Genomic DNA, 23,657 nt, shown 5'->3' with positions numbered 1-23,657 from the left:
AAATGACTCAAGTCGCTCAACTCCCCGTGCATAGTGACTTTCAGGCAAACCGGCCCCCTCCGTTTTTCTGTACTGCGACGGGTTCGCTTTTTGTAGCAATAAGGCTTGACAGGAAAGCAGAATTTTCGGAATCCTTGACTTTCTCTTCCCCCTTATAACGACTCATGAAGTAATCGGTATTAAAAACCTTGTCCCATGCCTTCAGGGCCTTTTCCCGAGTGCAGTCCGCATCATCTAGCACGGCCAGGTTGTCCAAGGCCTCTTTGAGTTTGTCCCGGAAGACCCTCATCTTTGTGTCGTCAGGTCCCTTCGTGACCTTGGCTCCTGGCGTGACAGGATGGCTGACTTCGAGGTTCCAGAGGAGCCGGTTGTAAATTTTATTCATCGTGTCCCGCAGGGCGGCGTCCTCGCGGTCCTTGTTCGAAACATACTGCTCTTCAGCAAGGATAGTAATGGAGAAGCCGCTCGCAGTCTGGCTTTTCCAGGAATTACGGCTTTTGGCGAATTTCTTGAGCAACCGTACGATGCGCCTGAACTGACGGCCATTGTTTTCATCCGGGCTCTTTGTCTGGTTTGCCTGATTGAACCATTCTTCCACGTCCGCGGCGCGCGAATGTTTCCAGTCCGAACCAGAGGCAAGTTCGTAATCCCCGTCGCTCGTCCTGATTCGGTAAACGGGCATATCGACATGGTATCCGTCATTGTAGAAAACTCTAACGCAGTTTCTCTTCACCTCAGGTGCTTTATTGAAGCGGCTGTCGGCAAGGGCGTCGCATACCATCTGCCGGGCTTCCATAGCTGGCTTGTCACCTCCCTTCGATCCTTTCAGCGACGCCTGGGTGAAGTACACTCCATCATCTATATCGTAATCGTTGGCAGCATCTTGCACCATGGTCAGCATTGCGTAGGAGCCCTGTTTGACAAACTCCTGAGGTGACGGATTTTCTCTTTCCTTGAGCCGTTTCCGGAGTCGTTCGCGGTTGGCATCCCTCCGGTCGCGCATATTGGTCCGCTCCGCTTGCGGCAGGGTTACCTTGTCATCATGGTACGCCAGTACGTCTTTCGAACAGTCTTTCATGACAATTCTCCTGTGGCGGGCTTTAGTTCCGGGTCTGCATTGGGGGCATAGATTCAAATAATTCCGTAATCATGGGGCCGTATGTGATGTCGCCGCGGATGAAACTATTTGTCTTCTCGGCATCGTCCCTGGCCTTGTTTATGAGGGCGTTGAGACCTACCTCCCGGGTTTCGTCGAGGTCAAGGTATTCCAGCAAATCACCGTGGACCCTGCCTGCGGGAAAATTGACAACCGTAACGGATCTTCTGAAATACTTGGTTAGTTCCTGCGCTATGAAATCGTAGGCGTATTCCTGTGCCGCAATTGAAACCTGCGCGGCCTCACCGCCGAAGCGCCAGCCAATGAGGCCTCTTGCCAGATTATCCCTGGCAATCATGTTTCCTTCCGGCTTCCCGCAGCTGCCGAGACAGAAAACCTCCACCGTCTCATCATCCCTGCCCTGATCTTTAAGTATCCGCAATGACTCGGTGATTGCGACAATGACCGGGTTGTTGGCCCATAAACCACCGTCGGTGAAGACGTTGCAGGTCCCGTGATTCTTATGGTCTATGGCAGCCAGAGAACGGAATAATGGGGCGGCGCTGCTCGCAAGACAGATATCGACGAGCGTGCATTCATTGTCTCGCCCGGTAGAATCGGGATTGTGTGGAGTCTTAAACACACACGGTTCATAGTTGCTCATCTTGACCGCCGTTACCGCCAGCGCGATTTGTCTGTCGTCCCAGACCTGCTTGACGGTAGTGTCACCGAAGGCTTCGGTGAGCGCAGTTCGGAGAGCCTGTTCTCCTTGGCGTAGGTGCTTTGGACGATTTAGAAGTTGTTTGAACAGGTCAACCCCAAATTTATTGGGGAGTTTTTGCGGGAAAATTTTGGCTCCGTTCTCTTTGTACAACTTGACCATTTCTGAGGGGGGGATCCCCTGGACAAGCCCGCAGCCGATTATGGCACCGGTGCTCGTCCCAACTATCAGGTCGAAGCCTTTTCCGATATCGAGAGCCTGAACATCGCGGCGGGAGGCGAAGGCCTTTTCCAAAGACTCAAGGTAGGTTGCAGCATATATGCCGCGCATCCCTCCGCCGTTAACGCTAAGCACTCTGAATGGCATTTTGCTCTCCTGCTCGCCCTCTCTATGCAGAGACAATAAAGGGAGATGAACTTAACCCACTGCGGTTTTGGTAGGCGAAGCGATGGGCTGTTAAAAAGCGCACAACTTCGTGGAAATCCGTTTGACCTCCCCAGAAAACGCGTATAGAATATACGCGCATAGTTTCTATGTCAATCTAATTTTTATTCGCATGAGGTGATCTAAATGTGGACGGTCAAGTATGACAAAAAATCCCGCATGGACGAGGGGATACGCTGGGAAGCCTCCAAGCGGTTGGAGTTTATCGATTTCCGGCTGTATTGGGAAGGTCGGGTGAACAGAGGAGATTTGACCGATTTTTTCGGCATTTCTATACCCCAGGCTTCAAACGACTTAAGCAAGTATCAAGAACTTGCTCCAAGAAACCTCGACTATGATCGAAGCGGAAAGTTTTACTTTGCTACCCAAGAATTTAAGCCGGTATTTTATGAGCCAACATCAGATGACTATCTATCACAGTTAAAACAAATCTCTTCAGGACTAATAACTCAAAATGAATCTATAATAAAAAGTGTCCCAGACACGTATTTAATCCCAGTCTTAGAAAGAAAATTACCTAATGATACCCTTAAAACCATCATCCATTCTTTAAAGAATAAAACAGACTTAAATGTTTTCTACCAGTCAATGTCCAGGCAAGATCCTAGTTGGAGATGGATTGCACCAAAATCTCTTGCATACGACGGCTTCCGCTGGCACATAAGGTCATATTGTTTTACGCGTAAGGATTTTAGAGATTTTGCCATTGGCAGAATATGGGAAATCAAAGCCCAGAGACCAACTGAAGCTGAAGAGAAAGAGGACAATGAATGGAATACTTTCATTACGCTAAAAATTGGACCAAACCCTAATTTATCGGAAAATCAAAAAAACACAATTGAGATGGAATATGGAATGGAAAATGGTTTTAAGGAGGTTTATGTAAGGCAATCATTATTGTCATATTTCTTGAGAAGATATGGCCTGGATCACAAATGCGCTCAAGATGAGATGGCAGGTCAACATATTGTTCTCCTAAATGCAGAGTCAATTCCAGATAATTACAAACCCATAGGGTTTTGAGCAGTTCGCTTGCCAAAACATGGAGGGCTTGCTTTCATGCAAAAACTGGACGGCTCTATCCTCTACTCAACCGGCAGGAGGAGAGAAAAGCCTTCGAAAATTTCATGGCTTTTGTTATGGCGCCTCTCAAACGATTTCCCAATTTGCATATCTATCACTATGCCACCAATGAGGAGAGCGCGCTGAAGAGGCTGATGTCCCTCCATGGGACCTGCGAAGCGGAAGTTGACCACCTGCTACGCACCGAAAGACTGGTCGATTTGTACAAGGTCGTCCGTGAGGGGATTCAGGTCTCCGAACCGCGTTACTCCATCAAAAACCTTGAAACTTTCTACATGGAGAAAGGGGAAGGCGAGGTCACAAACGCTGGCGCGAGCATCGTCTGTTACGAGCATTGGAAAGAGACCCGGAATCCGGACCTTCTCCAGCAAATTTGTGACTACAGCGAGGATGATTGCCGTTCCACTTATCTCTTGCGTGAGTGGCTGCTGAAGATTCGCCCGGAGGATCTAACCTGGCACCATGGGACTAGGCGAGCAGTCAGAAAATCAGAAGAGCGAGCGGGTCCACGAGGCCGAGATGCGTCTGGCCGAATATGGGAAAAATCTGCTGAATCCTCTGCCGGAGGATCGGGAACAATGGACCGATGACCACTATTTATGGGAACTCGTTTTCCAACTTCTTGACTTCCACCGCCGAGCAGATAAGCCCGTATGGTGGGCCATGTTTGCGCGCCAGGAAATGACTGAGGAGGAACTGATCGATGACCCTGAATGTATCGGCGGAATGGAGGCGGCGCCTGAGCATCCGCCCGAGGCCGTGAAACAGTCGAGCGTCTATACCTTTCGGTATCCAGAGCAGGAGTTCAAACTCAAGGTCGATTACGACTGCCTTCGCACCGACACCTTGGAGAGGGCGGGAAAGATCGCGTCGATTGATGAGAAAAAGAAACTTATCCGCATAAAACTCGGAAGAAAGAGCGGCACTCTGCCTGAAAAAATTTCAGTGATGTCTACTGGGCCCATCAAGACGGATGTTCTCAAGGAAGCAGTCTATCGGTTCGCAGACAGCCTGATTGCCAACGACCACCGCTATGCGGCGCTTGAGGCGATCCTGAAAAGAAAGCACCCAGCCATCAAGGGACTCTCTGCGGGAGCGCCGATTATTTCTGATACGGGCGATTCGACCGGCCAGATCAGTGATGCGGTTAGCCGTCTTCAGAACAGCTATCTCTTTATCCAGGGTCCTCCGGGCACCGGCAAGACCTACACCGGCTCCCACGTCATTGTCGATCTGCTCGCGAGGGGCGCCAGAGTTGGTGTGTCTTCCAATAGCCACAAGGCTATAAACAACCTCCTTGATGCGGTGGAAAAGCGGGCGGCAGAAAAGGGGGTGAGGTTCCGGGGATTCAAGAAGTCTTCCGGACCTGATTCACTCTTCAATGGCGAACTGATCGTCGATGTTACCGAAAAGGCGGCGGTCATCGCCTCTGGGGCTAGTCTGGTGGCGGGCACCGCCTGGCTGTTTGCAGATCCGGACTTCGATCAGACTCTGGACTACCTCTTCGTCGACGAGGCCGGGCAGGTCGCCCTCGCCAACCTCGTCGCCATGGGAACCTGCGCAAAGAACTTCGTCCTTTTGGGTGACCAGATGCAACTTCAGCAGCCACTCCAGGGTGTTCACCCGGGGCACTCGGGCGAATCCACGCTCGACTATCTTCTCAAGGGCCAGGGAACTATCCCGAATGACCGGGGCGTTTTTCTCCACACCTCGTGGCGCATGCATGAGGATGTCTGCAGTTTCATCTCTGATGCGGTCTATGATAGCCGCCTGCGGCCAGAGCCGGACAACCAAAAACAGTGCCTGATTCTTGCTCCCGATGCCCACCCCAAGCTGAGAGCTACAGGGATCCGATTCATCGGAGTCGAGCACGACGGGTGTTCGCAGAGAAGCGAACAGGAAGCAGAGATTGCGTGCAATCTCTATGAAAGCCTCCTCCAGCAGAAATACATGGATCGCCAAGGGCGGGAGCACGCCATGTCCGCAGAAAATATCCTTGTCGTCGCCCCCTAAACATGCAGGTGAATCTCCTCAGGGAGGTTTTGCCCGCCGGCGCACGGGTGGGTACCGTTGACAAATTCCAAGGGCAACAGGCCGAGGCAGTGATCGTCTCCATGGCTACTTCCAGCGGCGACTACCTGCCTCGGTTCATGGATTTCTTTACAGTAAAAACCGGCTGAATGTGGCCATCTCCCGGGCTCGTTGCCTGGCACTGCTAGTAGCGAGTCCAAAGTTGATGGCGATAAGGTGTCATACGGTCGAGCAGATGGCTCTGGCCAATACTTTGTGTTGGGTTGCCGAATGTGGGTGCTAGCATGGCTTGGTTGTAATAAATCAATCGTGCTCGTGTTTTGCCTATGTCCTTGATTTTTTTGGATTTATTCGTTGACAAAATACCTTTAAGTGCGGCAAGATTCCAGTGCTGGCGTCTTGATGTGAAGACGTGTGCGTTTTGTCGGCGTCCTCAGATTGGGCATATCCTTACTCACCAGAGGACCTATGCCCCGTGAAGGATACCGGGCTCTACCGCCGCCTTGGCGGCATCTGTCGATATCCCAAAAGTAGATGCCAAAAGGGAGATCGTGCGGCCTAGGGGCTGTCTCTGTGAACTGAACAATGCATTCCGGCGGCTGACAGTTTCTTTTGGCCAGTGACATATTATTTTAGCAAATGACATTTTCTTTTAGCGAGTGACAATAACAATTAGCATTTCACAATTCGCAATCAACGGAGGACCTCATGTCAATCAATAAAGTTATTCTGGTCGGCAATCTCGGCAAAGACCCGGAACTGCGCTACACTCCTTCGGGCGTGGCGGTGGCGACCTTTTCCCTGGCCACCAGCGAGCGCTACAAGGACAAAAGCGGCGAGCAGCAGGAAAAGACCGAGTGGCACAATATCGTCGCCTGGCGCCAGCTTGCCGAGATCTGCGGCAAATACCTGCACAAGGGCAAGCAGATCTATATCGAAGGAAAAATCCAGACGCGCAAATATCAGGACCGCGACGGCAACGACCGCTATATCACCGAAATCGTCGCCGACCAGATGCAGATGCTCGGCGGGCGCGGCGACGAAGGCAGCAGTGGCGGTGGTGGTTACGGCCGGCAGAGCTCCGCCGCGCCGCGCGGCGACCAGCGCCCGGCAGCCGGCGGCGGACAGAAGCGCGAACCCAGTCGCGACGACTTTGAAGAGCCGCCTTTCAACCCCGATGACGATATTCCGTTCTAAGTTCTCAAGGAAATTCCCGCAAACGTAAAAAGGCCGACAACCTGCCAAGTTGTCGGCCTTTTTACGTTTGCGGGCTGCGCTGTGAGCGCCGGCAAAAAAAATTGTTTCTTGGCGAAATCTATGGTAACAATTAAGGACGGTTTATTTATTAAGGATAATGATTTTCTCCAGTGGGCGCCATGACGCTTAAATCATCTGACACCAAGTCCGTTCACGCCACCCGGCCCGATCACACGCCCTTGCCCAAGCGTGGCGCCATGCTGGTGCTGTTGCTGGCGACGACCGCCATCGCCCTGTTTATCGACAAGATGATGCACTGGCTGTATCCGGATTTTTCCCTTGTCGTAGTCGCCCTGATCAATCTGGGGCTTCTCGTCGGGCTTGTCGGCCCTCTGGGGTACATGCTGCTGCTCAAACCCTACGCGCGCCTCATTGCCGCATACCGCGCCGGCGAAGAGCGGCTGCGCCGCTCGGAAAGCTTTCTCCGCGCCACCCTGGACGCCCTGCCCGACCATATCGCGATTCTTGATGCGCAGGGCAAGATCCTTGCGGTCAATAACGGCTGGCGACGGTTTGCCGAGGAGAACGGACCGGTGAACGGCAACGTCAACGAGGGGGCCGATTACTACGGCGTGTGCCGCGCCGCCGAAGGCGAGGACGCCCGCGAGGCCAGGGACTTCGCGCAGGGCATCGACGCGGTGCTGCGTGGCGCACAGGAGAGCTTCGCCCTGGAATATTCCTGCCACTCCCCCGGAATTCAGCGCTGGTTCATCGGGCGGGTGCGGGCATTGCATTATGACGGCGCGCCGCGCGTGGTGGTCAGTCACCGCGATATCACCGCGCGCAGGCTGGCCGAGAATTCCCTGCGCCACTCCGAAGCGCTGTACCGCACCATGTTCGAGACGAGCGGCAATATCAAGCTCATTATTGCGCAGGACGGTACCATCCTGCGCTGCAATTCCCAGGCGGAAATCCAGCTCGGCTATACCCGCGCCGAAATGGAAGGCGTCATGAACTGGCGCACCTTTATCGATCCCGTCGATCTGCCCGCCATGGAAAAGCTCGACGGTGATTTGTGGGACGAACAGGGGCCGGCCTCAGTCAATGCCGAGATCCGCTTTCGCTCACGGCAGGGCCAGCTGCGCTACGTCCTCATGGCCGCCAACCGCATTGCGGGCACCCGCCAGAGCTTCGTGTCCCTGGCGGACTATTCGGTGCGCCGGGCCATGAACGAGGCCCTGCTCGAAAACCAGAACCGGCTCTTTCGCCAGCATGAGGAGTTGCACCAACTTTTCCATCAGGTGGAAACCATCAAGCAGGAATGGGAGCAGACCCTTGACTGTTTGGACGACATCGTGGTGCTCACCGACGCGCAGGGGTGCATCCGTCGCTGCAATCGCGCGCTGCAAAGTGTCATGGCGGGCGATTACCATAGCCTCATCGGACTGCCGCTGACCGATTTGCTTGGCGCGTTGGAAGTCCACGCCGAAAGCGGCCTCGGCGACGGGGTCATGCTGCATGATCCGTCTACGGGACGCTTCCTATTGTCGCGTACCTATTCCTTCAGCGAGGGCGGCGCCGGTGAGTCCGGCACCGTGGTGACCTTGCAGGATGTCACGCGCATGCGCCGCATGTCGGGCGAGCTGGCTGCGGCTAATCGGGCCCTGGAAGCCAAGCGCCGCGAGTTGCAGCAGGCCTATGACGACCTCAAGGCCGGGCAGCAGCGCATTCTGCAACAGGAAAAGATGGCGTCCCTCGGCCAGCTGGCCGCCGGGGTGGCTCATGAGATCAACAACCCCATCGGCTATATGTCGAGCAATCTGGGCACCCTGCAAAAATATCTGGCGCGCCTGGAAGAATTTTTCGCCGCCCAGGAGCAATGGCTCCCGGAAAATTCCGCCGCGACCGCAGACCTTGCGCAAAAGCGCCGCGCCCTCAAAATCGACCATATTCTTGCCGATATTCCCCATCTGCTGGACGAATCCCTGGAAGGGGCGCAGCGCGTGAAACAGATCGTGCAGGATTTGAAAAACTTTTCCCGTCTCGACGCCGGCGAGCCGCTGGCCGCCGATCTGGTGGAGTGCCTGGAGAGCACCATCAACATCGTGTGGAACGAAATCAAATACAAGGCCGAGCTGGTGCGCGACTACGAGGCGCTGCCGCCCCTGGTGTGCCATGCGCAGCAACTGGGGCAGGTATTCATAAACCTGCTGGTCAACGCCGCTCAGGCCATCGACAAGCGCGGCACCATCTGTGTGCGCACCCGCCATGAGGGCGACTGGCTGAGCATCGCCGTGAGCGATACGGGCGGCGGCATCGCGCCCGAGCATCTGAGCAAGCTCTTCGACCCGTTTTTCACCACCAAGCAAGTGGGGCAGGGCACGGGGCTGGGTCTGGCCATCGCCTATGAGATCGTCAAGAAACATGGCGGCGAAATCAGCGTGGACAGCACTCCTGGTGAGGGTTCGACCTTTACCCTGCGTCTGCCCCTGGGGAATAGCGGGCAGGGAATCCTTGCCGATACAGGAGGTGGCGCTTGATGAAATCCATGAGCATTCAGGCCCGCCTGACCCTGGCCGTGAGCCTGCTGCTGGTCGTCGCACTCGGCCTGCTGGGCTGGGGCGCCCTGGCCTATTTCGAAAAGGCATTTCAGCGCACCATCGCCGCGCATCAGTACGGGTTGGTGGCGGCCCTGGGCGGGGAGATCGACGAGGAACTGCGCCTGGCGCATCGGGGCCTGACCGCCATGGCGAAAACCTTTCCGCGCGATTTCGCCGGTGCCCAGGATTATATCGCCCGGCAGAGCTTCGCCCAGAGCCTGTTTGAAAACGGGCTGGCCCTGTTGTCGCCAGACGGGCGGCTTTTTGCCATCGAGCCCTTTGAGGCCGAGATGTTCGAACGCGATTTTTCCCACCGCGAATATCTGCAGGAAACCCTGCGCACCGGGCAGGGTTTGATCTCAAAGCCTTTTCACACCCTGCGCGCGCACGGTCGCCCCATCGTCATGCTCACCGCCCCCATCTTCGATGACGAGGGCGCCATCTGGGGCGTGCTGCTCGGCAGCCTGGATCTCACCCGCGATAACGTCCTTGGCAAGCTGACGCATGCGCGTGTAGGCAAGACGGGATACCTGTTTTTGTTTGCCTCCGACCGCACCATGATCATGCACCCGGATCTGAGCCGCATCATGCAGCGCGATGTGCCGCCCGGCGTCAACCCCCTGTTCGACCGTGCCTTGGAGGGGTTCGAGGGCAGCGGCGAAACCGTCAATTCGCGCGGCGTGCCCATGCTGGTGAGTTACAAACAGTTGCAGGCGACGGACTGGATTCTTGGCGCCACCACGCCATTGGCCGAAGCCTATGCGCCTATCAAACGCGCCCGCCTGGTGCTGCTGCTGTCCATCGCCGCCGTCGCCCTGTTGTCCATCGGCCTGGTCTGGCTGGTTGCCCGGCGCCTGACCGCGCCATTGCGCGACCTGACCCGACATGTCAAGGACATGGGGGACAAGCAGGCCGAAGCACGGATGTTCACGTGGGCCAGCGCGGACGAGATCGGCACCCTGGGCGCGGCCTTCAATCATCTGGTCACCGAAATCGACCGCGAGGCCGCGGCGCTGCAACGCAGCGAGGCGTTGCTGTGCGAGGCGCAGCGCATGGCGCGCATGGGGCATTGGGAGATGGATTCGGCCTCCGGCGGCATTCAGTGGTCAGCGCAGTTGTATCGCATCCTGGGCGTTTCATCGGAGCAGCCGCCCCTCAACCGGGAAGAATATTTGTCCCGTGTGCATCCCGAGGATCGCCCCTGGGTGCAAAGCACGGTGGCGGCGGCCCTCAATGGCGGCGGCTCCTTCGTCATGGAGCATCGCATCCTGCGTCCCGACGGCGACGTGCGTCTGGTGCACAGCGAAACCCAATTTTATCGCGACGCCCAGGGGCGCACGCAGCGACTGTTCGGCACCATCCAGGATATCACCGAGCGCAAGCGCAGCGAGGTGGAGTTGCAGGAACTGCTGGCTGCCATGGCGGCAAAAAACCTGCAGATCGAACAGGCCTACGCAGAGCTCAAGACCACCCAAAGTTATTTGCAGCAGCAGGAGAAGATGGCGTCCATCGGCCAGCTGGCCGCCGGGGTGGCCCATGAGATCAACAACCCCCTGGGTTATATCTCCAGCAACCTGGGGACTCTGGAGAAATATCTCGGGCGCCTTACGGAGTATCTTGCCCTGCTGGAGCAAGGCCTGAGCGATGGCGGCGCCGATTTGGCGCAGCGGCGCGACGCGCTGAAAATCCCGCACATTCTCGAAGATCTGCCGCTGCTGCTGGGCGAGTGCCGCGAGGGGACCGCGCGGGTGACCAAAATCGTGCAGGATCTCAAGACCTTCTCGCGCCTGGACGACGGGGAGACGGTGCCCGCCGATCTGCGCGAGTGCCTGGAGAGCGCCGTCAACATCGCCTGGAACGAAATCAAATACAAGGCCGAACTGGTGCGCGACTATGAGGATCTGCCGCCGCTGATGTGCCGCCCCCGGCAGCTCAGTCAGGTCTTTATGAACTTGCTGGTCAACGCCGCTCAGGCCATGGAGCGCCAGGGAACCATCCGCCTGAGTTCTCGGCGGGAGGGGGCCTGGGTGTGCATTGCCGTGCGGGACGAGGGCCGGGGCATCGCGCCTGAGCATTTTGGTCGGCTGTTTGATCCGTTTTTCACCACCAAGGAGGTGGGCCAGGGGACCGGGCTGGGCCTGTCAATCGCCTACGAAATCGTCAAAAATCACGGTGGAGAAATCCATGTGGAGAGCAGGGTGGGCGAGGGGTCCACCTTTACCGTGCGCCTGCCTCTTGCGCAGGTGGGTGCCGAGCTCGAAGTTCTGGAAGCAAACGAGGGGATATCTGTATGAGGGAACAGCGAGATTTCGACACACCGCGCCCATGCCCGGGTGGCCAACAGCCGGACGCAACGGCATTACAGCGTGAACTGACCCAAACGCGCGCGGCGCTGGAGCAGGCGCGTCTGTGTAGTTTCCACCAGGAAAAAATGGCCGCCGTGGGGCAACTCGCGGTGGGCGTGGCCCATGAGATCAACAACCCGGTGGGGTTTATCGCCAGCAATCTGAGTTCGCTGGCCAGATATCTGCAAAAGCTCACCGAATTTATCAGCGTGCAGGACGATATCATCCGGGCCTACGATGCGCCGGCGGCCGCGCAGCGGTTGGAGGCGGCGCGCAAGGCGCTCAAGATCGACTTCGTGGTCGAGGATATCGACCAGCTCATCGCCGAGTCCCTGGACGGCGCGCAGCGGGTCAGCGCCATCGTCCAGGGGCTCAAGAGCTTTTCTCACGCCGGCAGCGACGCGCTGCAGCCCGCCGATCTTCAGGCGTGTCTCGAGGACACACTCAAGCTGGTGTGGAACGAACTCAAATACAAGGTTGAGATCGAGCGCGACTATGAGCCGCTGCCGCAGGTGTTGTGCCGCCGCCAGGAATTGACCCAGGTGTTCCTGAACCTGCTGGTCAATGCGTCACATGCCATGACCGACAAGGGACGCATCCTGCTGCGCACGCGACGCGCGGCGGGCGCGGTCAACGTCAGCATCAGCGACACGGGCGGCGGCATCGCGCCTGAACATCTGGAGCGTGTGTTCGAGCCGTTTTTCACCACCAAGGACGTCGGCCAGGGCACTGGTCTGGGGCTGGCCATCGTTGCGGATATCGTCAACAAGCACGGCGGGCGCATCAGCGTCGAGAGCCGTCTGGGAGTCGGCACCACCTTTACCCTGTCTTTCCCGGTGGCCGAGGAGCATGGGCATGAAAACTGACGAGGTCATTAAGATTCTGTGCGTCGACGACGAAAAGAATGTCCTGCGCGCCTTGCAGCGGGTGTTTCTCGACGAGGACTATGAACTTTTCACCGCCCTTTCCGGACCGCAGGGGCTGGAGATTCTGGAGCGCGAGGAGGGCATCCAGGTGGTGATCTCGGATTACCGCATGCCCGAGATGACCGGCGTGGATTTTCTCCATGAGGTGTGCCGGCGGCGTCCCGAAACGGTGCGCATCGTGCTGTCGGGCTACGCCGATACGGCGGCGGTGGTCGATGCCATCAACGAGGGCCAGATTTACAAATTCATCCCTAAGCCGTGGAACGACGACGAACTGCGCGTTACCATCGACAACGCCCTGGAGCGCTACTTTCTGCACGCGCGCAATCGCCAGCTGATGGAAGATCTGCGTCTGTCCAACGAAGAGCTGCAGTTGATGAACGAAAATCTTGAAGATCTGGTCAATGAGCGCACCGCCGAGCTGGTATTTCGCAATCAGGCGCTGACCGGCGCGCAGAATATTCTGCACGCCCTGCCCCTGGCGGTTGTCGGCCTGGATTGCGACGACCAGGTGGTGTACAGCAACGCCTCGGCGGATGAGCTTTTTGCCGATGTCGAGGGCGGCTTGATCGCGGCCGATCGCCACGCCGCCCTGCCGCCGGACATCAATGCCTTTATCGACGGCCTGCCCGGGGAAGGCGCCGCCTACCTGCGGGTGAAGCTGGGCGGCGCGCTGCTGCGCGTCAAGGGGGTGCGTATGTGCTTCGGCGCTCAGCAGGGCATCATCCTGACTTTTAACGAGGAGGCAGAGACGCATGCGTGAAACGATACTGTTCGCCGATGATGAGCCCCCTGTGCGGCTCACGGGGCGGCTGCCGGCCGATCTGGCGCGCGCGCGTTGCACACAGGAACAGGCGCCATGAGCGAGACGCCGGAGTTGGTTGCAGAAGAGATCCCCTTAAGCATTCTGCTGGTGGACGATGAGCCCAACATCCTGACCGCATTGCGGCGGCTGCTCATGGACGAGGAGTTCGAGCTGCTGACCGCCGCCTCGGGCAGCGTGGCGCTGGAGATGCTCAGAGACGCGCCCGAAGTGGGGGTGATTGTCTCCGACCAGCGCATGCCGGGCATGACGGGGGTTGAATTTCTCGAACAGGCGCGCGTGATCGCGCCCCAGGCCCTGCGCATCCTGCTCACGGGCTATGCCGACATGGAGGCGACCATCGCCGCCATCAACCAGGGCGGTGCCTATCGCTATCTCACCAAGCCCTGGGACGACCAGGCGCTGCTCATGACCGTGCGCGAGGCCGCCACCCAATACCGCCTCAAGCGTGAAAACGAGCGCCTGCACCAGATCGTCAATCGCCAGAACGAAGAACTGCGCCAGTGGAACACCCGGCTGAAAAGCCGGGTGCTGGAGCAGACGGCTGAAATTCGCAAGAAAAACGAGGAGCTGCGCGCCAAGAACACGCGCCTCAAGGCCAACTACCGCGACACCATCGGGGCGCTTTCGGGCCTGCTGGAAATGCGCGCGCCGCACATGCGCAACCACGCGCGCAATGTCAGCGCCCTGGCCCTGGGGGTGGCGCAGGCCATGAACCTTGGCGCCGAGGAGCGCGACGAGTTGCAGGTGGCGGCGCTGCTGCACGACATTGGCGAAATCGGCACCCCCGACGGCCTGTTGCGCCGCCGCGCCGAGGAGCTCAGCGGCGAGGACTTGCACGCATATCTGCAACATACGGTGCGCGGCCAGATGGCCATCGACGCCATCTCCGATCTGCGCGGCGCCGGGGTGCTCATCCGCCATCATCATGAGCACTACGACGGCAGCGGTTACCCGGACGCCCTGGGGGGCACCGCCATTCCCCTGGGGGCGCGCATCATCGCTTTGGCCGATTTCATCGATCGCAACCTGCCGCGCCATGACGAACGCGCCGCCGACCTGGTGTTGACCCTGTTGCAGCCCTATCTCGGCAGCCGCTTCGACACCAGCCTCTACCCCTTTTTCGAACAGGTGGTGCGCGCCCATTACGGGCCGCCCGCCGACGCCGCAGGCATGGTGCCGCGCCTGGTGCGGCCCGCCGAACTGAACAACGGCATGGTGCTTAACGACGATCTGTTCAGCAGCACCGGCCTGCTGCTGCTCAGCCGCAACACGGTGCTTGACGACGAGGCGATTGCCGCCATCTTTCGTTACCATGAGCTGGACCCCTTTCGCCGGGGCATCGCCGTGCTGGTTAAGAAGAGGTGAGGTCGTGATCGAGTTCAACCAGGCTGAAAATAAAATGGTGCTCAAGCTCGTCTATTACGGGCCGGCCCTTTCGGGCAAGACCACCAACCTGCTGCAATTGCACGAGCTGTTGGCGCGCAAGGGCCGCGGCGATCTGATGGTGCTCGACACGCGCGATGACCGCACCATCTATTTCGATCTCCTGCCGTTTTTTCTTACGGCGCCCAGCGGGTTGCGCATCAAGATCAAGGTCTACACCGTGCCCGGCCAAGTGCGCCACGACGCCACGCGCAAGGCGGTGTTGCAGCGCGCCGACGGGGTGGCGTTCATCGCCGACTCGCAGCTCTCGGAAACGGGCAACAATGTGGCCAGCTTTGAAAACCTGGAGAAAAACCTGGCCCTGGTTGGTCTGGATATCGCCCAGGTGCCGTTGGTCATCCAGTTCAACAAGCGCGATTTACCGCGGGTGGTCTCCCAGAACGACATCGAACGCGTGTGGCAGCCCACCGGCATTCCCATTCATCTGGCTTCGGCCTTGAACGGCGAGGGCGTGCTGGAAACCTTCGCCACCCTGGCCGCGCGCACCTATGCGCAACTGGATGACAAATGGCAGCTGGCCGCCGCCCATGGCCTGACCAGGGACGATTTTGTGCGCCAACTGGTGGTGCCCGCGCGGGAAGCTGAGGGATTGTGAATCGCCGTCCGGGCGCCGGACACCTCCGCCATGGAGGCCGCGAGCCCCTAGGAGGAAGAGTGACTCACCAAAAAAGGATTTCTGCCCATGGTTGACGCGGAAGGCATCGAATTTCTGGTCGGCGCCGAAAAAACGCTCACCGACGTGCTCACCGTCGCCGAGGTGGAGCCGCTGCTGCGTGCCGCGGTGACCGCCGGCGCACAGCGTGCCTTGGTGGTTGCAGGCGCGCAAGTGCTCTGGCAGTGGCCCGCGCGCGACTCCGAGGTGGCGCCGCCGTATGGCACGCAACGCGCCGCACAGCCCCTGTGGCTGGAGGGCGAGGAGGTCGGCGAGGTGCGCATCGAGGCCGCAACGGCCGAGGGGATCATGGCGGCTATGGCGCAAATGGCGGCGGCGGCGCTCAACGGCACCATCAACGCCAATCTCAAACGCATGCTGACCACCGAGATTCACACCCAGGTGGTGAGCCTCTCCTATGAGGAGTTGCTGGCGGCCAACCGTGAGTTGAGCGCTTCCGAAAGCCGTTACCGCGAGCTGTCCGAAAATCTCGAAGAGCGGGTGCGTGAGCGCGGCGTCGAGCTGGAGCGCGCCTGGGCGCGCCTGTTGCGGCAGGAGAAAATGGCGGCTGTGGGGCAACTGGCCGCCGGAATGGCCCATGAAATTAACAACCCCCTGGGCTTTATCCTGAGCAATCTCAATACCCTGCAGAAGTATGTCGGACGCTTCGTCGACATGCTCGAATTTTTTCACCATCGCGTCGGCACCTGTTTGAGCGCCGATCTTCAGGAGGCGGTGCGTCACAAGTGGCGCGAGCTGCGCCTTGACTATGTCACCGAGGATGTCGGCGAGCTGCTGCCCCAATGTATTTCCGGGGCCGAGCGGGTCAAACAGATCATTGCCGATCTGCGGGCCTTTGCGCACATTGATGTGGCGCCGGGGGCCACGGTGGATATTGCTCAGTCCCTGGCGCGCACCCTGGCGGTGATGGAGCCGGAGATCCCGCCGGATGCGCGCGTCAGCGCGCAGCTTGACGGCCTGCCCCAACTCCGCGGCGACGGGGCGCTGCTCTGTCAGGCGTTCATGAATCTGATCCGCAATGCGACGCAGGCCCGCCCCGAGGGTCTGGAAATGCACATTCAGGGGAAGGTGGACGCGGACGGGGTGCGTTTGATGTTTCGCGACAACGGTCCGGGGGTTGCCGAAGAGCTGCGTTCGCGAATTTTCGAGCCGTTTTTCACCACCCGCGAGGTCGGCGCGGGCGTCGGCCTGGGGTTGACCCTGGTGCACGATGCCGCGCGCGCTTTCGGCGGGCATGTCGAGGTCGCAGCGGCGCCCGGCGGCGGTGCCGAATTTGCCCTGTATCTGGCGGCAGCGGAGGATGCCCATGGCTAAATTCGCCGAACTCTTTCGCTCCCTGGACCCCGAGACGCAAGCCGACGCAAAGGCGCAGCCGCAGGAGCCTTCGGGCGAGCAGGAGCGCTTCACCCTGCTGCTGGTGGATGACGAGCCGGGGGTGCTGCGCGCCTTGCAGCGCATTTTCATGGATGAGAACTACCACATCCTCATCGCCTCGGATGCCCATCGGGCCCTGGAGCTGTTGAGCGCCAACCAAGTGCATCTGATCGTCAGCGACCATCGCATGCCTGGCCTGACCGGCGCTGAACTGCTGCGCCAGGTCAAGGAACGCTGGCCGCGCATCATCCGCATCATGCTCACCGGCTATGCCGATGTGCAGTCCATCATGGGCGCGGTCAACGAGGGGGCGGTCTTCAAGTTCATCACCAAGCCGTGGAACGATGAGGATTTGCGCCTCACGGTGAGCCTGGGACTGCAACAGTATGTGCTTATTCGCGAAAATCGTCGCCTGCGCGAGCTGACCCGCAGCCAGCAGGAAAAACTCAAGAGTGCGGCGCCTCTGCTCACGGAAAATCGCGGCATTCTCGGCACCGTATTGGAGAAGGCGGGACTGGTGGACCGCGCCGAATTTCAGCGCGCCCAGCGCGAACTGGCGCCCGACGAATTCATTATCGAGGCCCTGGAGCGGCTGGCTATCGTCAAGGAGACCAAGGTTGCGCGCGCCCTGCAACACCATCTGAGCCTGGAGTTCGTCGATCTTAAGGAAATCCCCGTGGCGCGCGACGTGGCGCGTTTTCTGCCCAGGGACCTGTGCCTGAAAAACCGCCTGCTGCCCCTGCGCCTGGAAGACAACCGCCTGACCCTGGCCATGGCCGATCCCTCCGACTTCTACAAATGCGACAACATCGCCCTGATGACCGGACTCAAGGTGCAGCCGGTGGTGGCGCTGAGTTCGGATATCGCCCGCCGGCTCAACGACGTCTGGCAGGAAGGCGCGGAGCTGAGCGATGTGTTCGGCGACATCCCCGACATCGAGCCCATGGACGAAGTCGATATCATCATCGAAGAGGATGACGTCGACATCAATGTGCAGGAGCTGCTCGATTCGTCGGAAATTCCACCCATCATCCGCATCGTCAACGCCATCATTTCCGAAGCGGTGCGCTATCGCGCCAGCGACATCCACATCGAGCCCAAGACCCGATGCAGCATCGTGCGCTACCGCATCGACGGCATTCTGCACAGCAAGATCAAGATCCCCGCCGACCTGCACCCGGCCACGGTCTCGCGGGTCAAAATCATGGCGCGCCTCGATATCGCCGAACGGCGCAAGCCCCAGGACGGGCGCATCACCGTGCGCGCCGGCACCCGGCTGGTTGATATCCGCGTCTCGACCATGCCCACCATCAGTGGCGAAAAGCTGGTCATGCGCGTCCTCGACAAGAATGCCGCCATCCTCAATCTGGAGGATCTGGGCCTTTTGCCCGCGGCGCGCGATCAGCTACGGCGCGTGATTCGCAAACCCCAGGGCATTTTCGTCGCCACCGGCCCCACCGGCAGCGGCAAGACCACTCTGCTCTATTCGGTGCTCAAGGAAATGATGCAGAGCACCAAGAATTTTGAAACCATCGAAGATCCTGTCGAATACTTTCTGGAAGAGGCCAACCAGGTGTTTGTCCATGAACGCATCGGTGTGTCCTTCGCTTCGATTCTGCGCTCCACCATGCGCCAGGATCCCGATGTCATCCTGGTGGGGGAAATCCGCGATCTGGAAACCGCCGATGTGGCCTTCAAGGCGGCGCTTACCGGCCACATGGTGCTGACCACCCTGCACACCAACAACGCCATCGCCAGCATTACACGTTTGATCGATTTGGGCATCAAGCCCTATCTCATCGCCTCGGCCCTGGAGGGCATCGTCGCCCAGCGCTTGGTGCGGCGCATCTGCCCGCACTGCCGCGTGGCGGAAGACCCCGATCCCGAAGCCCTGGAGCTGCTGCGCATCCCCGCCGCCCATCTGGCCGGGCGCAATATGCGTGGGCGCGGCTGCGCGCGCTGCAACAACACCGGCTATGCCGGGCGCGTCGGCATTTACGAGATCTTCACCATGAATGAGGATTTTCGCCATTTCATCTGTGAGAATTACAAAGAAGGCGAGCTGCTGGAAATGGCGCGCGGCGGGGGCATGCGCCTGCTGATCGACGATGGGATCGAAAAGGTCCACCAGGGCGCGACCACCCTGGAGGAGTTGCTGCGCGTGGTGGGGCCGCAGATCCGGCATGAGCGCACCTGTTCGCACTGCGAGCGCCGCATCGAGGCGCGCTTTGCCTTCTGCCCCTACTGCGGGCATTTTCGCCAGGAGATCTGCGTGCGCTGCCGTCTGCCGCAGGAGAGCGACTGGCTGGTGTGTGCCTTTTGTGGGGAAAAGCGCGCCGGCAGCGCGGCCGGCGCGTCCCTGGAAACGCTGAAACCAAGGAGTCTGTCATGAAAAACGCGGTCTTGGTGGTGGACGACGAGCCTCAGGTGATTCGCGCCATTGCCCGCGCGCTTCTCGATGAGGACATAGAAGTGAGCGGCGCGACCTGCGCCGAGCAAGCTCAGGCGCTTTTAGCGGGCGGCGCCTTCAAGGCGGTGATCTCCGATCAGCAGATGCCAGGCATGGAAGGCAGTGAATTTCTCGCCTGGGTGAGCTTGCGCCATCCGGAAGTCGTGCGCATCATGCTCACCGGTCATGCCACTCTGAGCGGGATCATGGAGGCGGTCAATCGCGGCGAAATCTATCGCTTTTTCACCAAGCCCTGGTCCGATCTGGAGTTGCGCTTCGCGCTGCGCGCGGCCATGGAAAAATTCGACCTCGAAACGCGTGTGCGGCGTCTGATGACGGTGGCCCGCTGTCAGACTTACCGATTGCGGCAGCTTGAAGCCCAGCACCCCGGAATCACCCGCCTGCGCCGCCAGGACGGGGCGCACGATCTGACCATGCCGGCCGCTGAGGAGATCGACGATCTGCTGCGCGAACTCGGCGTGGAGCGCTAAGCCGGTGGGGAAATTTATGCGCGGCGCTTTTCCTCCCGTCCCCTTGGCGTATACTTGACGCAGAAGCTCGTTAGGGCCAGCCATGGGGAGGTGCGCTGATGCAAGATACCCAACTCGACATCGTACGACAAAAAATCGCCGAACACAGCCGCCTGGCCGGTTGCCGGGCGACGCGCCAGGACGCCGAGGTGCATCTCGCCCGAGGCGATGACCTTTTTGCCCGTCTGATTCCGACGCCGTCCGCGGGACGCTGGCGCATGGAGTATTTTCACAACCAGGAGCGCTGGGAAATCATTGAATTTCAGGGAACTCTGGATGCGTGCCTCGATTATCTCGGTGAGCATCCCCATTATCTTTTTTTCGAATAGCGGACAAAATCTATGCTGGAAACACGGCGCAAGGCCTTGATGGCGGCTTTGGAAGATGGTGATCCGCAGGTGCGCATCGCAGCGGCGGCATCCCTTGAGGCGCTGGAACCGCTGCTGCATCTGCAGCAGTTGCTCGGAGGACTTGCTGTGGCGGATCGTGGTCACCGCATCCACTGCTTGTTCGCCCTGGAAAAGGTCCGTGCCCCCGGTGTGCCGGAGGCCTTGCTCAGGCTGCTCGAGGACCCGGATCCCGACGTGCGCGCCGCTGCGGTGCAGGTGCTGGGCGCGCGCGCCGAGGCCCGGGCTTTGCCCGAATTGGCCAAACGCTTGCGCGACCCCGAGGCGGCGGTGCGCATGTATGCCGCCGAAGTCCTCGGCGCCTTTCGCGATGCGCGCCTGGTGCCCTACCTGGCGGCAGTGCTCAGGGATGAGGACAGCGGAGTGGTTGCGGCGGCGGCCACTTCCCTTGGGAGCATCGGGGCCGCTGAAAGTGAAAAATACTTGCTGGCTTTGTTGCGTGACAGTCGCGCGCCGGTGCGTCGCGCCGCCGCCGTCGCCCTGGGACGGTTGGAAATCAAAGATGAACCCTGACAGGGGCGAAAAAATGGGTCGCACCGAAGAGGGTGCCTGGCACGGGGTTAGATACCATCCTCAGAGATGCTGATCGAGATCGATGTTGAGGAGGAAAGGGTCAACCTCACCAACGATTTGATCGAGGTTTTCCTCGGGTAGGTCGATAAAATAAGGTCTCTCAAGGTGTGCGCCAGAGGCTGCGAACAGAACTTTGAGACGCAGATCCTGACGTTCCTCGCCGGCGATAAGCGTGACCAGGGCGATTTCACCGCTGCGCAGGCGCACGGCGGTGCCGACGGGATACGGCCCGAGGAATCGGAGAAATTTTTCGAGGAACTCGGGGTGCAGCAGTGTCCCCGACGCCCGACGCATTTCCTGGGCGGCTTGACGGGGGCTGACCGGTCGCCGGTAGGCGCGCAGGGTGGTCATGGCGTCGAAGGCGTCGGCGACGGCCGCCATGTCGACCAGGCGTGACAGGGGGCGACCGACCAGGTCAGCGGGATAACCCTTGCGGTTGAAATGCAGGTGGTGGCCGCCCACGATGTCGATAACTTCCTGTGGAATACCCTGCATTTGTTCAACAATCCCCGCTCCGAGGCGGGGGTGTTTTTTGATCGCTTCAAATTCCTCGTCGGTCAGGCGGCCGGGTTTGTTGATAATGCCGATATCGACTTTGAGCTTGCCCAGATCGTGTAGCAGGCCGCCGAGGCCCAGAATATGTAATTCCAACTCGCTGGCTCCGCAGGCGCGGCCCACGGCGATGGCAATGACCGCTACGTTCACCGAGTGCTGGAAGGTGTAATTGTCGTAATCCTTGATGAGGGATAAAGCCGTCAAGGCGTGGGGATTGCTCAGGGTCGATCTGACCATGTCGCGCACCGCCGCGGCGGCGTCATCCGTCGCCGGGGTGCGGCCGAGGGTGACATCCTGGCAGATATGTTCGGCAACGGCGAGGGCCCGACGAAAGATCTTGCGCGGCTCGTCTTCCTTGCGCAGGGGAATAATGTGGTGAATGCCCTGCGCCTCAAGGGTCTGCTCAAGGCCGCGCGCCTGCCATCCACCCTGATTGACCAGGGTGAAAAACTCCGTGAATTCCTCAGGCTGGATTCCGGCGCGCAACTCCAGCCCCTCGAGTTCCAGGGCTTGGAGTAGTCGCGTCATTTCGGCCAGGGCCGGATTTGATTCTCTGAACAGGTACTCATCGCAGAATAGGATGCCGTCGGCCAGACCGAGCCGCAGGGCGCTTTTTTCTTCGAAGAGCATGGCCAGATTGCCCGCGCAGATCTGCAATTGACGGGTGACCAGAGGATGTTGGGGAGGGTAGAGGCGGATACTTTGGGCTGCTCCGGCCAAGGTTTGAACAAATTTTTTCAGAGCTTCAATGTCCATGGTCGCCGGTCTGTGTCCTTTCCTGAAGCGCACGCGCGGCGGTCTGGGCCAGCCTGCCGTTGTTCTGTTCCATGGTCGCTGCCAGTGCCGCCAGAGCTTCGTCACTGCCGATGCGGGCGAGGGCCAGGGCTGCTTCCTCCTGAATGTCCTGGTAACGCCTGCGGCGCAGGCGCTTGCGACGGTTGAGAAGTGTGATCAGCGCAGGCACCGCCTCTGCGTCCCCGATTTCTCCTAACGCACGCACCGCACCGCGCGTCAGCTCGGCGCGCCGCATCAGGGGATCACGCCGGGTGGCAAAGCGCAGCAGGTGCGGCAGGGCCGCGCGTTGTTTGAGTGCGCCGAGAAACAGCAGGGCCTGGCGTTGCAGATCCTCGTTGCCCTCTTCCACCGCTACCAGCAAGACATCCATGGCCTGTGGTGTGCCGACGCGGGTCAGGGCGCGAATCGCCTCGCGACGCACGCGCACATCGGAATGACCGAGAAATACCGCCAAATTCCCGACCTGAGTGGGGTCGCGGATTTCGCCGATGATCGCCAAGGCGTTACGCACGACATACCAGCGATCGTCGTGGAGTAATCGGGTCAGGGCAGGCAAGGCCGCTGCGGCAAAACGTGCCAGAGTCTGAGCCAAAATTTTGCGCGCGTGGGCCTCGGGCTCCTGCGCCAGTTGGGCGGCAAGGGTTTCGGCGGCCGGCTCGCCAAGAAGAAGCAGCAAGTTCTGTACCTGGATTGAGTTGTCGTGGGTCGTATCCTGGCGGCACATTTCCTGAATCAGGCCCTGCCGCAAGTCTTCATCGACCAGATCCTCCAGGGCGCGGCGGCAGGCATCGCGGCGGGTTTCGCTCAAGCGTGGATCGCGACATTTGCGGCCCAACGCACGCAGGCAGGCCGAAAGACGCGGAAATTCGTCATAGGGATCAATTCTCCAGAGCGCGTCCACCATTTCACGCAAGAGCACGCGATAGTTTTCGTCGCTGGCCTCTTCCTCCATGCGTGCCAGTATCTCCTCCGGGCCTTGTGCCTTGGCGGCCGACTGCGAAGAGGCCTCGGCAGCCATCAGCGCGGCAAGATTTTCCAGCAGCGCCTCGGCATGCTCAGCTTCCTCATCCGTCTCCTGTCCGTTGGCGGAAGGTGCTTCTTCCTCGGTGGCCTGCTCTTCCAGCTTCCGGCGCAGGGAGAGGATGCGGGCGAAATCCGATTCGTTGACCCAGAGCGTGGTAATGTTTGCCCCTTGCATTAATTTCGGTAGACCGCCGCGGCGCAAGATCTCTTCGGGCTCGAAGGCGATAAGGCCGGCCCATTCCTCAAGATCACGGGGGTTGAGGTCAGGCAGGACGATCAACATTTCGACGCGCCGCTCGAAAAGCCGGCGGGCAAGTTTCTTGAGCGCCTGGTTGCCGGGAGCGATGGCTTGAGCCCGGTGTTCGAAATGGTCTTTACGGACCTGAATATCTAGATGTTCATGGCCCGCGAGTGCCTGGGCAAAACGCGCGCACGCCGCATCAACAGCCTGGGCTCGGGCCGGATGGTGGGGCGGGTAGAGGTTCACCGCCCTGATGACGATGCCCAGGTTGCGTAAGGTTTCTTCAAGGTGCGCTGGATCTGTTGACGAAGTGCTCACCGAAGGT

The 23,657-nt window shown here is 59.5% G+C and carries 18 protein-coding genes and 1 pseudogene; 15 read left to right on the top strand and 4 right to left on the bottom strand.

What is annotated here, in order from left to right:
- Positions 1–40: 40 nt before the first annotated feature.
- Together GFER_RS11515 and GFER_RS11510 are read right to left on the bottom strand one after the other, a co-directional pair.
- A complete protein-coding gene (locus GFER_RS11515; protein WP_040099759.1) occupies positions 41–1,078 on the bottom strand; it encodes a cyclic GMP-AMP synthase DncV-like nucleotidyltransferase in 1,038 nt (345 codons plus the stop codon).
- 22 nt (positions 1,079–1,100) lie between these two features.
- On the bottom strand, positions 1,101–2,183 hold the full coding sequence (locus tag GFER_RS11510; protein WP_052446329.1) for a CBASS cGAMP-activated phospholipase: 1,083 nt from the start codon (positions 2,181–2,183) through the stop codon (positions 1,101–1,103).
- Between the two features lie 204 nt (positions 2,184–2,387).
- On the opposite strand from GFER_RS11510, the gene GFER_RS11505 reads away from it, so the two are divergent.
- The 15 genes and pseudogenes from GFER_RS11505 to GFER_RS17770 all read left to right on the top strand — a co-directional run bounded on the left by GFER_RS11505 (position 2,388) and on the right by GFER_RS17770 (position 20,658).
- Positions 2,388–3,284 (top strand): WYL domain-containing protein, encoded by an 897-nt coding sequence (locus tag GFER_RS11505; RefSeq protein WP_052446328.1) that lies wholly within the window; start codon positions 2,388–2,390, stop codon positions 3,282–3,284.
- A pseudogene (locus GFER_RS19770) lies at positions 3,281–3,760 on the top strand (TM0106 family RecB-like putative nuclease); the annotation flags it as partial. The gene GFER_RS11505 and the pseudogene GFER_RS19770, both read left to right, overlap by 4 nt.
- A 46-nt stretch (positions 3,761–3,806) precedes the next feature.
- Positions 3,807–5,357 carry an AAA family ATPase gene (locus GFER_RS11500; RefSeq protein WP_052446327.1) on the top strand — a complete coding sequence of 517 codons (1,551 nt, stop codon included), beginning with the start codon at positions 3,807–3,809 and terminating at the stop codon, positions 5,355–5,357.
- A 726-nt stretch (positions 5,358–6,083) separates the two neighbouring features.
- Positions 6,084–6,572, top strand: a complete 489-nt coding sequence (locus GFER_RS11495) for a single-stranded DNA-binding protein (protein ID WP_040099757.1) — start codon at positions 6,084–6,086, stop codon at positions 6,570–6,572.
- A gap of 179 nt (positions 6,573–6,751) precedes the next feature.
- Positions 6,752–9,112, top strand: coding sequence for an ATP-binding protein (locus tag GFER_RS11490; RefSeq protein WP_052446326.1), 2,361 nt, complete (start codon positions 6,752–6,754; stop codon positions 9,110–9,112).
- Positions 9,112–11,466: an ATP-binding protein gene (locus GFER_RS17775; RefSeq protein WP_052446325.1), complete on the top strand. Its 2,355-nt coding sequence runs from the start codon at positions 9,112–9,114 to the stop codon at positions 11,464–11,466. The genes GFER_RS11490 and GFER_RS17775 overlap by 1 nt, the downstream gene beginning before the upstream one ends.
- Positions 11,463–12,383: a sensor histidine kinase gene (locus GFER_RS11480; RefSeq protein ID WP_074669438.1), complete on the top strand. Its 921-nt coding sequence runs from the start codon at positions 11,463–11,465 to the stop codon at positions 12,381–12,383. Before GFER_RS17775 ends, GFER_RS11480 begins: the two co-directional genes overlap by 4 nt.
- On the top strand, positions 12,373–13,206 hold the full coding sequence (locus tag GFER_RS11475) for a response regulator (RefSeq protein WP_040099754.1): 834 nt from the start codon (positions 12,373–12,375) through the stop codon (positions 13,204–13,206). The genes GFER_RS11480 and GFER_RS11475 overlap by 11 nt, the downstream gene beginning before the upstream one ends.
- A 96-nt stretch (positions 13,207–13,302) precedes the next feature.
- Positions 13,303–14,634, top strand: coding sequence for an HD domain-containing phosphohydrolase (locus tag GFER_RS11470; protein ID WP_040099753.1), 1,332 nt, complete (start codon positions 13,303–13,305; stop codon positions 14,632–14,634).
- A gap of 4 nt (positions 14,635–14,638) precedes the next feature.
- Positions 14,639–15,307 (top strand): GTP-binding protein, encoded by a 669-nt coding sequence (locus GFER_RS11465; RefSeq protein ID WP_040099752.1) that lies wholly within the window; start codon positions 14,639–14,641, stop codon positions 15,305–15,307.
- An 87-nt stretch (positions 15,308–15,394) separates the two neighbouring features.
- Positions 15,395–16,699, top strand: coding sequence for a sensor histidine kinase (locus GFER_RS11460; RefSeq protein ID WP_040099749.1), 1,305 nt, complete (start codon positions 15,395–15,397; stop codon positions 16,697–16,699).
- Positions 16,692–19,151 (top strand): ATPase, T2SS/T4P/T4SS family, encoded by a 2,460-nt coding sequence (locus tag GFER_RS11455; RefSeq protein ID WP_040099747.1) that lies wholly within the window; start codon positions 16,692–16,694, stop codon positions 19,149–19,151. Before GFER_RS11460 ends, GFER_RS11455 begins: the two co-directional genes overlap by 8 nt.
- Complete coding sequence (locus tag GFER_RS11450; RefSeq protein ID WP_040099745.1) at positions 19,148–19,699, top strand: response regulator; 552 nt, start codon at positions 19,148–19,150, stop codon at positions 19,697–19,699. The genes GFER_RS11455 and GFER_RS11450 overlap by 4 nt, the downstream gene beginning before the upstream one ends.
- Before the next feature lie 98 nt (positions 19,700–19,797).
- Complete coding sequence (locus GFER_RS11445) at positions 19,798–20,067, top strand: DUF3024 domain-containing protein (protein WP_040099743.1); 270 nt, start codon at positions 19,798–19,800, stop codon at positions 20,065–20,067.
- A gap of 12 nt (positions 20,068–20,079) precedes the next feature.
- A complete protein-coding gene (locus tag GFER_RS17770; RefSeq protein WP_052446323.1) occupies positions 20,080–20,658 on the top strand; it encodes a HEAT repeat domain-containing protein in 579 nt (192 codons plus the stop codon).
- 60 nt (positions 20,659–20,718) lie between these two features.
- On the opposite strand, the gene GFER_RS11435 is transcribed toward GFER_RS17770, so the two are convergent.
- Both GFER_RS11435 and GFER_RS11430 read right to left on the bottom strand, forming a co-directional pair.
- A complete protein-coding gene (locus GFER_RS11435; protein WP_052446322.1) occupies positions 20,719–22,029 on the bottom strand; it encodes an HD-GYP domain-containing protein in 1,311 nt (436 codons plus the stop codon).
- Positions 22,019–23,650, bottom strand: coding sequence for a HEAT repeat domain-containing protein (locus tag GFER_RS11430; protein WP_040099741.1), 1,632 nt, complete (start codon positions 23,648–23,650; stop codon positions 22,019–22,021). Before GFER_RS11430 ends, GFER_RS11435 begins: the two co-directional genes overlap by 11 nt.
- Positions 23,651–23,657 lie beyond the last annotated feature (7 nt).

This window comes from Geoalkalibacter ferrihydriticus DSM 17813 (genome assembly GCF_000820505.1).
Classification (GTDB): Bacteria; Desulfobacterota; Desulfuromonadia; order Desulfuromonadales; family Geoalkalibacteraceae; genus Geoalkalibacter; species Geoalkalibacter ferrihydriticus.
The sequence above is the reverse complement of the archived record's forward strand: the minus strand, read 5'-3'. Positions and strand labels throughout refer to the sequence as shown.

Excerpts from the sequence above, each read along its gene's own strand:
- GFER_RS11515 (WP_040099759.1), bottom strand. The coding sequence starts at position 1,078 with ATGAAAGACTGTTCGAAAGACGTACTGGCGTACCATGATGACAAGGTA.
- GFER_RS11510 (WP_052446329.1), bottom strand. The coding sequence starts at position 2,183 with ATGCCATTCAGAGTGCTTAGCGTTAACGGCGGAGGGATGCGCGGCATA.
- GFER_RS11505 (WP_052446328.1), top strand. The coding sequence starts at position 2,388 with ATGTGGACGGTCAAGTATGACAAAAAATCCCGCATGGACGAGGGGATA.
- GFER_RS11500 (WP_052446327.1), top strand. The coding sequence starts at position 3,807 with ATGGGACTAGGCGAGCAGTCAGAAAATCAGAAGAGCGAGCGGGTCCAC.
- GFER_RS11495 (WP_040099757.1), top strand. The coding sequence starts at position 6,084 with ATGTCAATCAATAAAGTTATTCTGGTCGGCAATCTCGGCAAAGACCCG.
- GFER_RS11490 (WP_052446326.1), top strand. The coding sequence starts at position 6,752 with ATGACGCTTAAATCATCTGACACCAAGTCCGTTCACGCCACCCGGCCC.
- GFER_RS17775 (WP_052446325.1), top strand. The coding sequence starts at position 9,112 with ATGAAATCCATGAGCATTCAGGCCCGCCTGACCCTGGCCGTGAGCCTG.
- GFER_RS11480 (WP_074669438.1), top strand. The coding sequence starts at position 11,463 with ATGAGGGAACAGCGAGATTTCGACACACCGCGCCCATGCCCGGGTGGC.
- GFER_RS11475 (WP_040099754.1), top strand. The coding sequence starts at position 12,373 with ATGAAAACTGACGAGGTCATTAAGATTCTGTGCGTCGACGACGAAAAG.
- GFER_RS11470 (WP_040099753.1), top strand. The coding sequence starts at position 13,303 with ATGAGCGAGACGCCGGAGTTGGTTGCAGAAGAGATCCCCTTAAGCATT.
- GFER_RS11460 (WP_040099749.1), top strand. The coding sequence starts at position 15,395 with ATGGTTGACGCGGAAGGCATCGAATTTCTGGTCGGCGCCGAAAAAACG.
- GFER_RS11455 (WP_040099747.1), top strand. The coding sequence starts at position 16,692 with ATGGCTAAATTCGCCGAACTCTTTCGCTCCCTGGACCCCGAGACGCAA.
- GFER_RS11450 (WP_040099745.1), top strand. The coding sequence starts at position 19,148 with ATGAAAAACGCGGTCTTGGTGGTGGACGACGAGCCTCAGGTGATTCGC.
- GFER_RS11445 (WP_040099743.1), top strand. The coding sequence starts at position 19,798 with ATGCAAGATACCCAACTCGACATCGTACGACAAAAAATCGCCGAACAC.
- GFER_RS17770 (WP_052446323.1), top strand. The coding sequence starts at position 20,080 with ATGCTGGAAACACGGCGCAAGGCCTTGATGGCGGCTTTGGAAGATGGT.
- GFER_RS11435 (WP_052446322.1), bottom strand. The coding sequence starts at position 22,029 with ATGGACATTGAAGCTCTGAAAAAATTTGTTCAAACCTTGGCCGGAGCA.